The sequence below is a fragment of the Snodgrassella sp. W6238H11 genome, assembly GCF_016100525.1.
In the GTDB taxonomy this organism is placed as follows: Bacteria; Pseudomonadota; Gammaproteobacteria; order Burkholderiales; family Neisseriaceae; genus Snodgrassella; species Snodgrassella alvi.
In genome coordinates this window covers 16502-30406 of the sequence record NZ_JACFSH010000005.1, presented here as the reverse complement: position 1 = coordinate 30406, position 13905 = coordinate 16502, and the positions used below count along the sequence as shown (strand labels likewise).

Genomic DNA, 13905 nt, shown 5'->3' with positions numbered 1-13905 from the left:
TAGTGATTTAGCAAATAATTCAGCTAATTATTTTAATTTCAGATTTATTTAAAAGGTGTAGCGCAACCCTACATTAAATGTCCGTCCCGGAGCTGAATAGAAATCAGCATTGTCTCTGGTTAACTTAGTCGCATTGCCGTCGCTTTGCCCAGAAGTGCCCGACTGACTGTTTACATTCGGCATCATGTAAGCAATATCTGCCCAGTTCCAGTATTTCTTATTAAAAACATTATTCACACCGGCACGGAAACTCAGATGCTTAGTTGGTTTCCAATAGCCACCCAAATCAACCAGCGCGTAATTTCTGGATGGATTATAGTAACTTGTTCCTTTTGGAACATTTTGAATGTCGCTATCATCTTTTTTCGCCACATAGGTTAAATCAACATTAGCTCCCCACACTTCCTTATCATAGGCAAGACCAAGTTTCACTTTAACCGGCATCACTGAGTTAAGCGGTCTGTCTACGCCTTCCTGGCGAATCGAGCCACGCGAATAGGCTATTGAACCATTTACTTTCCAGTCTGGCGCGAACTTCCAGCGTGCATATGCTTCACCGCCGTAAATATGTGCCTTACTGAAATTCTGTGCCTGCAATACCAGCGTCTGTTTACTGCCCGGACGGCTCCATACAGCATCAGCCGGTAGCTTCACCACATCAGAAATATTTACATAATCAATAAAGTTTTTATAGTGATTATCAAATCCGGCTATACCGTATTCAAAAACATCATTTTTACCGCGTAAACCAAGCTCAAAATTATTTGCAGTTTCCGCTTTTAGATTCGGATTACCCCAGGAGCTGTAGTTTCCCGGATTCCATGAAGAAGCCAGCTGCTGAGATGATGGCGCATTAAAACCACGGGCATACTGAAAATACGGTACCAGCAATGGAGTAATCTGATACGAAATACCCAGACGAGGTGTTAATGCACTTTGATGTTTTTTGCGCAATTCACCGATTTCACCATTGATTCCGGTTACAAAGCCATTGGAATTAGGCTTCATATTATAGTAAGCAGCCGATAAACCTGGACTGACAACCAAATTGCCCCATTGCAGATCTGCATCTATATACGCACTGGCCCGAATAGTAGTGTTATCGGCATTAGGCTTCGATCTGGCATAATATCCTTGCCAGTCACTAGTTAATTCATGGTGCGCAAAACTCAGACCATAGCGCCATTCCTGACTCAGACTACCTGTATCAAAATGCGATGACCAGTCTGTTGTCAATCCCCATACATTATCTTTATTGGTAAAGTTAAAAACGCAACGATTATTCCGGTCAGGAACCATACTGGTACAACCTTTGACATAGTCACGCTGGGTACTTGAATCTGTTTTAGTCTGTTGCCAGTAAATCTGAGTTTTACCTGATTGAATCAATCCCTCATCACTGTGATAATCATGTCCCAGTGAAAACCGTGTTTTCTTGTTGTCATCTATACCGCGTACATCAGTATAGGTACTATTTACCTGAGACAATGAATCAGTCCACTGATTCCGGCTCAAATATTCAGCAGTAAAATTCAGGGTATTTTTGTCATTAATATCAAATTCGTGCTTAGTAAGGAAATACCGGCTATTGTGATCAACAGGGTCTGATTTAGTACGCAAAGCCCCTTTGCCGCCAATATTACCCCGGTTATCCACTTCATCACCTTTACGGTAAGTACCCAGTACCATTCCGCGCCAGCGGTCACTTCTCATTGCACCGACACCTGTTACCGCTGTAGATTTATCCACACTGTTATACTGAGTATCAATATAACCACCCTGATCTTTATCCTGCAAAATCTCATCGGGGGTAAGTGTGTGCATAGCAACAACACCGCCCAAACCAAAACCACGGGCATTTTTACTGATATCAACACTACTGAGCGCGGAAACATCCATAAAATTACCACGACCGAAAATCGCATACTGTCCCGTATGCTTCATTTCATTTGCTTCAGGCAACTCAATTCCATCAATGGTCATACCAACCCGGTTACCACTTAAACCACGAATATTGACACTATCATTACCCTGTCGTGTACCCTGAGTATCCAATACCTCTACACCCGGAATATCTTTTAATGCCGTTTTTAAATCCACCGCACCTTGTTTCTTAATAGTATCTGCCTTAACTTTAGTATCTTTGAATACACTTGGCGTAACACGTTTACCCTCAACATGAATTGTTGGCAAATGAGCTTCGCCTTCGGCATAAACTACTGCAGGAAAGCCGATATAAGCTACAGCCAGCGCAATAATCTTGGGTGAGCGGCGCATATTAAGTTAACCCCTTTTGACACAAATTAATATAAAGATGCCGCATTGTAATCAATAATGATTCTTTTATACAAGTGCAAATAGGAATTATTCTTATTAATTTTAAGTCATATTTTTCTAATACTGCTCAGCTGCTTTTTACAGTATTCTTATAAATGACAGTAAGCATAAATATGTTTTAAATCCGGACAGATCGGCCTTGCAAAAATATAATTTTTTATTAATATAAAAACATCACTTCTTCATAATTATTAAAAATTACTCTTGTATAAAATTATACAAACCTTGTTTTAGGTTATTTTATATTCTGAATTTATCTTTCAGAGTAATAAAAAATTTATTTTATCAATTATATTATCAGAATAAAATTTGCTGATTTCTATATAATAAGTATCTCTCATCACCGCTTACTGTCGGTTTACCACTGCCTAATTCAGATTATTATTTTTTTAACATTCTAAATGTATCAATGAGAACCAGACAAATACAAAATACTTCCTGAAACCATCATCATAATTAAAATCACACATCCGGATTACAAAACCGAGCAGCCTGCTACCAGAACTTAATCAGGCTATATTACAATTATTCCATTATTTATATTGATTATCACAGACAGCCATGCAACTTGACCGTACTCTTCAATATCAGATCCTTACCGAACTTACCGATTGTTTTCCGAATCCCTCATCGCAGGAATTTTTTGACCAGTTAGTAACACAACATAGCCTTGATCATGTACTGGGCAATCTTATCTATCTGGACGGACACGGATTAATCCGGTTAAAAATCGATCAGGGATTTAATTATAAAGAAATTCTCTGGACACTAACCGAACCAACCGTAAAGGCATTTGATTTTCTGGCAGACGATGGTGGTTTAGCAGCTATTCTGCAAACCGGAACAGAAAAACCGGATAATAAATAGGCAAATACCTGACCTGGTCAGTAAATTTAATAAAAATGAGACATTAAAGTATATAAAATCATTTGTTTTTATGTATTTTAATGGTAGAAATGTATTTAGTTTGGTAAATTACAGATCCTGAATTATTGTTAACTGATTCATATTGTTTTTTCTGTAAGATTACGAAAGAAAGTAATATAGCAGGTGATTATCTTGCATAAAAGTACAAATCTTCATATCTTTTCGCTCAAAGAGAAAATCTATCTTTTTTTTTCATCATTTTATTACCACTTATTAGCATTCGGCTAAGCATTTACTATTACCCCTCCTCATCACAAATCCAGAGCATCAATCAGGAAATCTTTCAGCTTTCATTACAACAGCAAGAGTTACTACAGCAGCCTGAAAGTTATGAGAATAACTGCAAGCGTCAACAAATAAAGCAAGAAATTAAAAAGCATAATTTCGCACTTACATATGCCAGACCACTCGCTACAGGCGGCATAGTTAGCGGTATCGTGTGTCTTTTTTCCGGAGTAGTTGCTTTATTCCTGATTCAGCATTTGGGTAGAAAAGCAGATAAATCTTTAAAACAATTGCGCATTAATTTTACTCGTGCGTCGCATATGATACAGGCAATTTTGCTGATATTGCCCATCAGTCTTATTCTGTCTTTTTTATTCGTTTTCATAATACTTACTGATGGTACAAGACCGGAGAAGGCAATCATCCCTCTGTTTGTTGTAGCAGGATTATGCTTTTTCTATTTACACAGATATAACAAACAGGATAATACAGGAACAGCCAGAGTAAGCGGTGTGCTGATCACGACTGAAACCAATCCGGAATTATGGAAATTAATTAGGGAAATTGTACAAAAGCTTGGGTTAAACGCTATGCCAAACCATATTGTACTTTGCATAGGAAATGGCTTCAGGGTGAGTAATAAACCGGTTCGTCTGTATCCGGACAGAATAGTATTAACAGGAAATACTTTATATCTGGACAGTACTTATATTAATTATTTAACCTTAGCAGAATTATCCAGCATAATTGCGCAGAGATTAAGTCATATTGCCAGTAATGATTTAAATGTATCTGCAAATTTTAATCGTCAGATTGATAAGTTAACTGAAACAGCTAATTTTTTATACCAGAATTATTTATCCTATTCTTTATTCGAAAATTATTTATTCTACCCTCCATATTTGCTAGCCAAATATTTTTATTGTTCGTTCAACAAAGCAATTCATTGGTGGTATCGTTCCACAGAAACTATGGCGGATTTAAATGTTTTAAAAGTTACCCATAAAGAGCAATTTGCTTTAGCCTTAAGTAAAATGCATCTTTTGCAAACACGAATTAATCAGGCATTGGAAAATTATTACTATAAAACACATATAAACTTTCTGCCTTTAGATTATGTTACACACTATGTAGAACACTCAGAAACACCATCGCTTAGCAAACTTCTAAAAAAATCACCTTCTGTTTATGCCCGGCACCCGACTTTAGCTCAACGACTGTCTTACATTAAATATGGCGAATTAAACCGTTTGAGTGGTTTGCTCATCAACATTAGTCCAACCACGCTTCTGAAAGATTTATTTAGTAAAGAACTAAACATCCTGCAATCAGATTATCAAAATGATATACAGGAAACAGCAGAAACTAAATTAAGTTATCTGAAACATATCAGTAGTCAACATCAGGAAACCATTACCTTAAAACAGGGCGGAATAATCAGATCGTTTCTGCGATCCCTGCTGGCTGGTCTGTTTATCTTAATAACATATGCTTGTATTACAACTAATAAAGCACATGATTCAGAGTGGCTGATAGGTGTCATTATCCTCTCAATGATCAGTGCTTTTTGCTTATTCAGATGCTACAAAATGTATAAAAGCATTGGTTCAGCACTACTTACCATGAAGCCACGCGGATTAATTCTTCCCTGCTTTGATAAAGCTATTCCATGGAAGCAAATAGACTCTTTTGAGATAACTGGCCAAATGTACAAAAAGCTAATTCTTTATCTCAATCCAGCATTCAAACCGGGAGAATTCAAACCATGTTACGCAAAAATAAAATATGGCAAAAAATAATCATATCCGGATATCTGCATACGAAATCAGAGGCAAAATAAAGATACCGGATTGTGAGTCTTTAATATCAGACTATATAAGAGTTGTTCATGCCCGAATAGAGCTTCAGTTATTTGTACAAAACAAAAAATAATCAGTAGATAAATTACGACTGATAATAATCAATAAAATTTTTACCAATATTTAAGTAATTTCTTTATGAATAAATTTTAAAATTAGCGAATTTTAGTATATTAAATATGTTCAAAGTCCTGCATTCTTTACTTTATCAGAGTTTTTAATTTGTATATCAGTGTATGTATATGCAACAATCAATTTCGGTTCTAGGAAATAATTTGAATAATAGTACAACCCAAACGACTCAATACAAGCCCAACAAAGAGCCAATTTAGTTCAATTGTATTTGTATTATATTATTGTTAAAATAAATTAACTTAAAATATCTTTTGATATTTAATCAAAAAAATATCAAAATTTAAAGAGTTATAAGTTAACAACTTTAAAGACAAAAGCATATTTATATATTTATTTTAAGAGAGGATCTATTTTTAGTTCAACAACTATCTTAATATCAGTACAGGAACAATATAGCTTATGCAGTTAACCTATCAATATCAGTGAAACAGCTTTCTCTAAGCAATCTATTTAATAATGAATCAGCACATTTACATCAAATTGATACACGGAAAGTAATAAAAATGAACCAGCGTGAACCAAACCATCATGTGAATTATGATCATAATCAAGAAACCATTACCATAATACAAGGCGGATATATTCGATTATTTTTTCGCGCATTAATAGCAATCTTTTTCATTATTATGACATATTTGATAATAAGATTTGGTCATAAAATGGATTATGGAAGTAAAATATCTTCAGTTCTGATAAGTATTTATTTTTCATCTAGATGTTACAAATTGTATAAATGTATAGGTTCTGCACTACTTACCATGACGCCGCAAGGATTAGTTCTTCCTTGTTTTGATGAAGTTATTCCCTGGGAACAAATAACCTCATATCAGATAATTAAAAACATGCATATCAAGCTAAAAATTTGTCTTAACCCTGCATTTAAATTAGGGCAACCTAAATTTTGCGGCGCAGAAATAGACTATTATTGTAATAAAAAAGAAAATCGTATTGAGATAACTGCATATGAAATCAAAGGAAAAATACAGTTATCCGACTGTATTCAACTGATATCAAAATATAAAACACTTTCCGAAGCGAAAGTTTGAATACTAAAATCTACACTTAATAAAATAGTTTATACATCAACTAAAGCAGATAACAATCAGAAAAATTTCTGAGGATATCTAAATAAATTTTCTTATGAATAAATATTTAGATATAAAAATTTTCACTACTATTGTAGTTAAATTTCAACTCTCTATCAGTAAACTGCATGCTATACAGCTAATATGCAGTTTACTAGCTACATTTTCTGATTACATGATTTTAAAAAATTTAGTTATGTAATAAATATAAAAACAAAGTGTAAGATGTAATCTTACCAAAACATTTACCATTGATAATTAAATGTAGACTCTACCATTCGCCCGCTACAATAACGGCAGGTAAACTTTCCGCTCAAGAAGCAACATATTTTTTATCAGTCTTAATTCTATTTCAGACATAAATTTGAATAATAAAATAAAAATTTGATCTCTGAATAATGCCCAATATTCTATCTAGAGAATATTTATTCAATATATATTTATTGAAAACAACTGTATACTATAGTTGTCAGTACATCTTATAGCTGGTTCAATATTTTTTCTGCTAGTTGTCTGACATTCTTTTAACCTTTACCGGTTAATTTATCCGGGGTGCCGCTGGCTGAGATTACACCCGTAGAACCTGATGCGGTTAGTACCGCCGAAGGGAGTATAAAACACGCTTTTTTCGAATAATAAGTCTGTTTTGTTACTCCTTAATATATTATTTATTAAAGGAGCTTTTATGCCATCATTTCAATCACTCACAGAAGCCTGTCAGGATGAATGGAACCGCTATATTCAGCATGATTTTATCCGCCAGCTGGGTAAAGGAATATTGGATAAATCGTGTTTTCAGCATTATTTAAAACAGGATTATCTTTTTTTAATTCAGTTTGCGCGTGCATGGGGACTCGCGGTTTATAAAAGCTATGATGTATTTGAAATACGCAAGGCATTAGCAGGTCTCAAGGCTATTATGGATACTGAGCTGGAATTACATATACAATATTGTAAGGAATGGGGTATCAGTGAACAGGAGCTTAGTACTCTGCCCGAAGCCAAAGCAAATATTGCATATTCACGCTATATACTTGATGCCGGACAACAGGGGGAATTACTGGATTTACATGTTGCACTGGCACCATGCTTAATTGGATATGGAATTATTGCCTGCTGGCTTAAAGATCAGCCATGGTATCAAACAATTAATAACCCTTATCAAAGCTGGGTAGAAATGTACGCAAATGATGAATTTCAGATTGCCATGCAGGAAGAAATTGACTGGATTAATCAGCGTTTAGCCGATATTGATTCACAGCGCTTTCAGCAACTGAGCAAAATTTTTACTAAAGCGACGCAATTAGAAGCTGATTTCTGGCAAATGGGGCTGGATAAAAGCTACTAAATATTTTATATACATGACTTTCCCGTCAGGATAACTGATGGGAAAGTTTAATAATATTCATATAGAATATTATTTCTATTAAAAATAAATTTAAATTTTAAAACAACACTAGAAATTGTATGATTGTTTATTCTCTATAAAAAATTGTTTATTTAAAACTCTGCTTCAACATTTATATTAATCAGATTTCCAATTAATCAAAACGCAGTACATCTGAAATTGAAATTTTCTGCTTTGTAATATTCCGGACAAAATTAATCAATAATGGGGCGGAATTTCATTAGCCGGATTAAATGGTTCATTACCATTTTCTATCTTGTCCGGCAGGCGCTGATAAAGCAGACGCAGTTGTGCCTGCTGTAAATCCAGAGTTTGCTGAATTCGTGCTATGGTATCACTCAGGCCCTGGATAGTTTCTGCCTGTAGTACACTTTCAATTTCCAACTCTTCGATTCGGTGTTGTAATGCTTCCAGAATTTCAGGCATATTATTGTCCATTGTTTAATTATTTAATCTTAACCGGCAAAGATAATCTGATTTTGATTATTTGTAATAAAAAAACCTGAGCAATAAACTGCTCAGGTTTTTCAAACCAGTAAGAAATAATTATTTCAGTTTGGTTTCTTTGTACAGTACATGTTTACGCACTACCGGATCAAATTTTTTGATTTCAAATTTACCGGACATGGTACGTTTATTTTTGGTAGTGGTATAAAAGTGACCAGTACCAGCAGAAGATTCCAGTTTAATTTTGTCGCGCATTGCTCTATCCTTAAATCACAATATGATTAAGCTTCACCGCGAGCGCGCAGGTCGGCCAATACTACATCGATACCTACCTTGTCGATTGTACGCAAGGCGGCGTTAGAAACGCGCAGGCGTACCCAACGGTTTTCACTTTCAACCCAGAAACGACGTGATTGCAGATTAGGCAAGAAACGGCGTTTGGTTTTATTGTTGGCGTGTGACACGTTGTTGCCACTCATCGGGCGCTTACCGGTCACTTTACATACACGTGCCATGGTTAACTCCAAACTTCTAATAATTTTGTAAAACGCGATTTATACCATGAAAAGCGGAATCTATTCAAGGGTTAAATCATTTTGTATGACATGAACAGCTGAAAATGTTGCTGTTGAATCAGGCAAACTGTAGTAAGTACAGATCTGATACAGGCTGATTACCGGTTCAGGTTACTGCCTGCACTGTATTTTCAGTAAGCTGCTTATGTCGTCAGACGGATGGCAGAGTAATACTGCCATCCGGATTTCAGACAATTACCGCACTGTGGTTGTGGTAGTAGTTGTCGTGGTAACGCTAGTGTTTTCTGCAGGTGTGACCGTTTGCTGATTCAGGCCGCCACCCAGTGCTTTATAAAGATCGGCACGGTTTTCCAGCAGAGTCTGCTGTGTATTGAGTAATGCCTGCTGTGCTGCATAACTGTCACGTTCTGCGTCCAGCTGTTCCAGTGAGCTGGCTATGCCGTGTTTATACCGTAACTGTGTGAGCTTGTAGCGATTAGTTTGTGCCTGTTCACCACGTGATTTTGCCTCATACTGCTTTTTAAGGGAATCACGCGCCACCAGTGCATCGGCCACATCACGGAAAGCAGCCTGTACAGTTTGCTCATACTGGGCTACAGCAATGTTTTTACGCGCTGTTGCCAGATCCAGATTACCTTTGTTTTGCCCCCATGTGAAAATCGGCAGGGTAATCTGTGGCGTAAAGCTCCATGTACGGTTCGGACCATTGAAGAGATGACCAATATCGTTGCTGCCGGAGCCAATACTGCCGGTCAGGCTGATGCGCGGGAAAAATGCTGCCCGTGCCGCACCGATGTTGGCATTAGCAGATTTAAGCGCAAACTCAGCTGCACGTACATCCGGCCGCTGATACAAGATGGTCGACGGCAAGCCGGCCGGCAGCTCCACATTCACGAACTGGCGGCTCAGTGGTGCTGCTGCCGGTAAATCGTCCGGCAATGGTTTACCCACCAGCAAAGTTAAGGCATTGTGAGCCTGTTCACGCGCCTGTTTAGCCGCAGCATAATCGGCACGGGCTGTTTCGATTTGTGCTTCTGCTACATCTACCTGTACCTGTGAAATCACACCGGATCTGAATTGCAGATCAGTCAGACGCTTGCTTTCTTCACGTGATTTTAATACACGGCTGGATAAGTCCATTTGTGCCTGAGCAATACGCTCAGCAAAGTAGGCTTTGGCCACGCTGGCAATCAGGCTGATCTGGGTAGAATCGCGCACCTGCTTTTGCTGGAAATACTGATTCAGAGCCGCATCAGACAGGCTTTTAACCCGTCCGAATAAATCCAGCTCAAATGCGGTTACACCTAAACCGACATTATATGATTCTGCAATATAGCTGGTTTGCTGACCCGCAGCATCGCGCATAGCACTTAAGTCCTGCGCAACACGCGAACGTCCGCCATTACCTGTCGCACCTAATGCAGGCAGGCGGTCTGCACGCTGAATAGCATACTGAGCCCGAACCGCTTCCACGTTTAATGCGGCCACACGCAAATCACGGTTATTAATTAAAGCCAGATTGATAATCTGTTTCAAACGCTCATCAGCGAAGTAGTCCTGCCAGCCGAGATTGGCGGCAGCCACTGAACCGGCATACCGGTCATTGGCTGCTGCACCTGGAAAGGTTTCTGCCAGCTCTACTTTCGGCTGATGATAGCGGGGTGCCATCGAACAGGCAGACACTACTCCGGCAACTAATACAGCCAGCAGAGTAGGTTTCACTATGTGTTTCATGCTTTATCCTCTTTGTCTGTCTGGTTGGCAGACTGCACACTGACACTGCCATCACTGTTTACTGTCATCGGCAGATTTTTGTCATTGTCAGGAGTACCGCCATTTTTGTCGTTCTTTTTCCTGCTGAACAGACTGCGTACAGTTGAATAGAATACAGGTACAAAGAACAGAGCCAGACAGGTACCCACTAACATTCCCCACAATACGCTGGTACCAATGGCTCGCTGACTCGCAGAAGAGGCACCACTGGCAAAGTACAGAGGCACTACACCCATAATGAACGCAATGGATGTCATCAGAATCGGACGGAAACGCAGGTGAGCGGCAGCCAGTGCAGCTTCAAGCGGACTTTTACCCTGCTCTTGCAACTCCTTGGCAAACTCCACAATCAGAATGGCGTTTTTAGCACTCAGACCAATTACGGTAATTAACCCCACCTGAAAATAAACGTCGTTCTCCATACCGCGCATCCATGTACCCAGCACGACACCAAGCAGACCCAGCGGTACTACCAGCATTACGGATAATGGAATTGTCCAGCTTTCATATAGTGCGGCCAGACACAGGAATACAGCCAGCAGTGAGAACATATAGAGGATGGTAGACTGGTTACCCGCATCTTTTTCCTCTTTAGACAGACCTGTCCACTCATAACCAAAACCATCCGGCAGCTTGCTGGCAATTTTTTCCATTTCATTCATGGCATCACCAGTACTGTATCCCGGAGCAGCATTACCGGTAATCGCCATAGCGGTATAGCCATTGTAGCGGACAGTTTGTGCCGGGCCGGTAATCCAGCGTGTCTTCATGATGCCGGATAATGGTACGGGCTGTCCCTGTGCGTTATTAACGGTAAGCTTGCTCAGGTCTTCAGGTGTCATACGGGAAGCCACATCTGCCTGTACAATTACGCGCTGCATACGTCCTTTATTCGGGAAGTCGTTAACGTAGTTGGAACCCAGAGCAGTACTTAATACAGTTGAAATATCACCGAATGACACACCTTGTGCATTAGCAGCATCGCGGTCGATATCAATCTGCAATTGCGGTTCATCTTCCATACCGTCCGGACGTACCTGTGTCAGCACTTTACTTTCACGCGCCATACCCAGCAGCTGATTACGCGCGGCCAGTAACGCCTCATGACCTTTACCGCCACGGTCTTGCAGCCGGAAGCTAAAGCCGGTACTGGTACCCAGTTCAGGAATGGATGGCGGTACCAGAGCAAAGATATAACCATCACGTACTGAACCCATCATAGCACCGGTAATACGGTTAGCCAGTGAATTGGCGCTGTGTTCCGCACCGCTACGTTCTGACCAGTCTTTCAGTACAAGGAAGCTCAGACCAACGTTCTGCCCCTGACCGGTCATACTGAAGCCCAGTACGGATACCATGTTTTTCACTTCAGGCTGATGAAGAGTGAATTCTTCCATCTTCTTGAAAGTATCCAGTGTACGATGCTGAGTCGCACCCGGCGGCAACTGAATCAAAGCAATGGAATAACCCTGATCTTCCTCCGGCAGGAATGAAGTCGGCAGACGTACCATTACTAATAACGCACAGGCTGTGATAGCAGCATAGATGATGAACATACGTACGCTGCGATGCAGTACATAAGCCACTTTGGATTCGTATTTTTTGGCACCGCTGGTAAATTTGCGGTTAAACCAGCCATAAAAACCCTTTTTCTCCGCTTCATGTTCGTTAACTGGTTTAAGCAAAGTAGCACACAAGGCCGGTGTCAGCGACAATGCCAGAAAAGCAGAGAAGAAAATGGCTACCGACATCACAATAGAGAACTGACGGTAAATATTACCAGTAGAACCGGAGAAGAACGCCATCGGGATAAATACGGTAATCAGTACCACTGTAATACCGACTACAGCGCCGGAAATCTGCCCCATAGCCTTTTCTGTAGCAGGCTTTGGCGGCAAATGTTCATCGGCCATGATACGTTCTACGTTTTCCACCACCACAATGGCATCATCGACCACAATACCGATTACCAGCACCATGGCAAACATGGTCAGTACGTTAATCGACAGACCGGCAAAGTACATGATGGTAAAAGCACCCAGCAAAGCAATCGGTACCACAATCGTCGGAATCAGGGTATAGCGAATGTTTTGCAGGAATACCAGCATAACAAGGAATACCAGTACAATCGCTTCTACCAGAGTATGTACCACTTTTTCAATGGAAATACTAACGAAAGTGGAGCTGTCATATGGTGCAGACCAGCTCATGCCGGCAGGGAAATATTTTTGCAAATCGGCCAGCTTAGCCTTAACTGCATTGGCTGTAGCCAGTGCGTTACCTTTAGTCGTCAGCTGAATACCTGCACCCACCACGTCTTTACCATTCAAACGGGCACCAGTAGAGTAATCCTGTTTACCCAGCTCTACACGAGCAACATCTTTCAGACGTACCAGTGAACCATCGGTATTGGCTTTAACAATAATATTTTCAAACTGTTCAACTGTTTTCAGCTGACCTGGGACAATGATAGTCGCTGTAGTCTGAATATTATCAGGTGAAGGCAAAGCACCCAGACTACCTGCAGAAATCTGCTGGTTCTGTGCAGCTACTGCGGCATTAACTGCTGCCGGTGTCAGATTAACACTGCGCAGCTTGTCTGAATCCAGCCAGACACGAATGGCGCGTTCAGAACTGAACACCATTACATTACCTACACCGTCAATACGCTGTAATTCCGGCTGAATGTTACGTACCACATAGTCTGCCATATCTGCCGGGGTCAGATTAGGACTATCACTGGTATACATGGTTACCATCAGGAAGTTACTCCGTGATTTAGCAATCTGTACACCAGTCTGTTTGACCATAGCCGGCAAACGCGGTTCTGCTCGTGAAAGCGCATTCTGCACATTCATCTGTGCAATATCATCATCAGTACCCGGGTAGAAGGTCAGGGTTAATGTACCCGTACCGTTGGATAACGATTTTGCTTCCATGTATTCCAGGTTTTCCAGACCGTTCATTTCACGTTCGATACGTGACAATACAGTATCTTCAATGGTCTGGGCATCAGCACCCGGATAGGAAATAGTCAGGCTGATGGAGGGTGGAGCTACTGTCGGATACTGGGCAACAGGCAGCTTGGTAATACACACTATACCGGCAATGATGATGAACAGCGCCACCACCCATGCAAAAATCGGTCGGTTAATAAAAAATCGTGACATATT

At 39.9% G+C, this 13905-nt stretch carries 10 protein-coding genes and 1 riboswitch; of the genes, 4 read left to right on the top strand and 6 right to left on the bottom strand.

Annotation, left to right across the window (positions count from 1 at the left end):
* Positions 1-48: 48 nt before the first annotated feature.
* The gene (locus H3V00_RS09210; RefSeq protein ID WP_198207764.1) at positions 49-2277 is read right to left on the bottom strand and encodes a TonB-dependent hemoglobin/transferrin/lactoferrin family receptor; all 2229 of its coding nucleotides are present in this window, start codon (positions 2275-2277) and stop codon (positions 49-51) included.
* Positions 2278-2898: 621 nt separating this feature from the next.
* On the opposite strand from H3V00_RS09210, the gene H3V00_RS09205 reads away from it, so the two are divergent.
* The 4 genes from H3V00_RS09205 to tenA all read left to right on the top strand — a co-directional run bounded on the left by H3V00_RS09205 (position 2899) and on the right by tenA (position 7916).
* A complete protein-coding gene (locus H3V00_RS09205; RefSeq protein ID WP_198207762.1) occupies positions 2899-3204 on the top strand; it encodes a hypothetical protein in 306 nt (101 codons plus the stop codon).
* A gap of 497 nt (positions 3205-3701) precedes the next feature.
* A complete protein-coding gene (locus H3V00_RS09200) occupies positions 3702-5288 on the top strand; it encodes a M48 family metalloprotease (protein WP_198207760.1) in 1587 nt (528 codons plus the stop codon).
* Between the two features lie 698 nt (positions 5289-5986).
* On the top strand, positions 5987-6529 hold the full coding sequence (locus H3V00_RS09195) for a hypothetical protein (RefSeq protein WP_038648597.1): 543 nt from the start codon (positions 5987-5989) through the stop codon (positions 6527-6529).
* Positions 6530-7106: 577 nt separating this feature from the next.
* Positions 7107-7196: riboswitch (TPP riboswitch) on the top strand.
* A 57-nt stretch (positions 7197-7253) separates the two neighbouring features.
* Positions 7254-7916: a thiaminase II gene (gene tenA, locus H3V00_RS09190; RefSeq protein ID WP_198207758.1), complete on the top strand. Its 663-nt coding sequence runs from the start codon at positions 7254-7256 to the stop codon at positions 7914-7916.
* 258 nt (positions 7917-8174) lie between these two features.
* On the opposite strand, the gene H3V00_RS09185 is transcribed toward tenA, so the two are convergent.
* The 5 genes from H3V00_RS09185 to H3V00_RS09165 form a co-directional block, all read right to left on the bottom strand.
* Positions 8175-8402 carry a SlyX family protein gene (locus tag H3V00_RS09185; RefSeq protein ID WP_198207756.1) on the bottom strand — a complete coding sequence of 76 codons (228 nt, stop codon included), beginning with the start codon at positions 8400-8402 and terminating at the stop codon, positions 8175-8177.
* A 120-nt stretch (positions 8403-8522) separates the two neighbouring features.
* Positions 8523-8678: a 50S ribosomal protein L33 gene (rpmG, locus tag H3V00_RS09180; protein WP_025329834.1), complete on the bottom strand. Its 156-nt coding sequence runs from the start codon at positions 8676-8678 to the stop codon at positions 8523-8525.
* Positions 8679-8704: 26 nt separating this feature from the next.
* Positions 8705-8938: a 50S ribosomal protein L28 gene (gene rpmB / locus H3V00_RS09175; RefSeq protein WP_002216391.1), complete on the bottom strand. Its 234-nt coding sequence runs from the start codon at positions 8936-8938 to the stop codon at positions 8705-8707.
* Between the two features lie 255 nt (positions 8939-9193).
* A complete protein-coding gene (locus H3V00_RS09170; RefSeq protein ID WP_096766069.1) occupies positions 9194-10693 on the bottom strand; it encodes an efflux transporter outer membrane subunit in 1500 nt (499 codons plus the stop codon).
* The gene (locus H3V00_RS09165) at positions 10690-13902 is read right to left on the bottom strand and encodes an efflux RND transporter permease subunit (RefSeq protein WP_078475051.1); all 3213 of its coding nucleotides are present in this window, start codon (positions 13900-13902) and stop codon (positions 10690-10692) included. The genes H3V00_RS09170 and H3V00_RS09165 overlap by 4 nt, the downstream gene beginning before the upstream one ends.
* Positions 13903-13905: the final 3 nt, after the last annotated feature.

Coding starts and splice junctions, on each gene's coding strand:
- H3V00_RS09210 (WP_198207764.1), bottom strand. CDS start 2,277: ATGCGCCGCTCACCCAAGATTATTGCGCTGGCTGTAGCTTATATCGGC.
- H3V00_RS09205 (WP_198207762.1), top strand. CDS start 2,899: ATGCAACTTGACCGTACTCTTCAATATCAGATCCTTACCGAACTTACC.
- H3V00_RS09195 (WP_038648597.1), top strand. CDS start 5,987: ATGAACCAGCGTGAACCAAACCATCATGTGAATTATGATCATAATCAA.
- tenA (WP_198207758.1), top strand. CDS start 7,254: ATGCCATCATTTCAATCACTCACAGAAGCCTGTCAGGATGAATGGAAC.
- H3V00_RS09185 (WP_198207756.1), bottom strand. CDS start 8,402: ATGCCTGAAATTCTGGAAGCATTACAACACCGAATCGAAGAGTTGGAA.
- rpmG (WP_025329834.1), bottom strand. CDS start 8,678: ATGCGCGACAAAATTAAACTGGAATCTTCTGCTGGTACTGGTCACTTT.
- rpmB (WP_002216391.1), bottom strand. CDS start 8,938: ATGGCACGTGTATGTAAAGTGACCGGTAAGCGCCCGATGAGTGGCAAC.
- H3V00_RS09170 (WP_096766069.1), bottom strand. CDS start 10,693: ATGAAACACATAGTGAAACCTACTCTGCTGGCTGTATTAGTTGCCGGA.
- H3V00_RS09165 (WP_078475051.1), bottom strand. CDS start 13,902: ATGTCACGATTTTTTATTAACCGACCGATTTTTGCATGGGTGGTGGCG.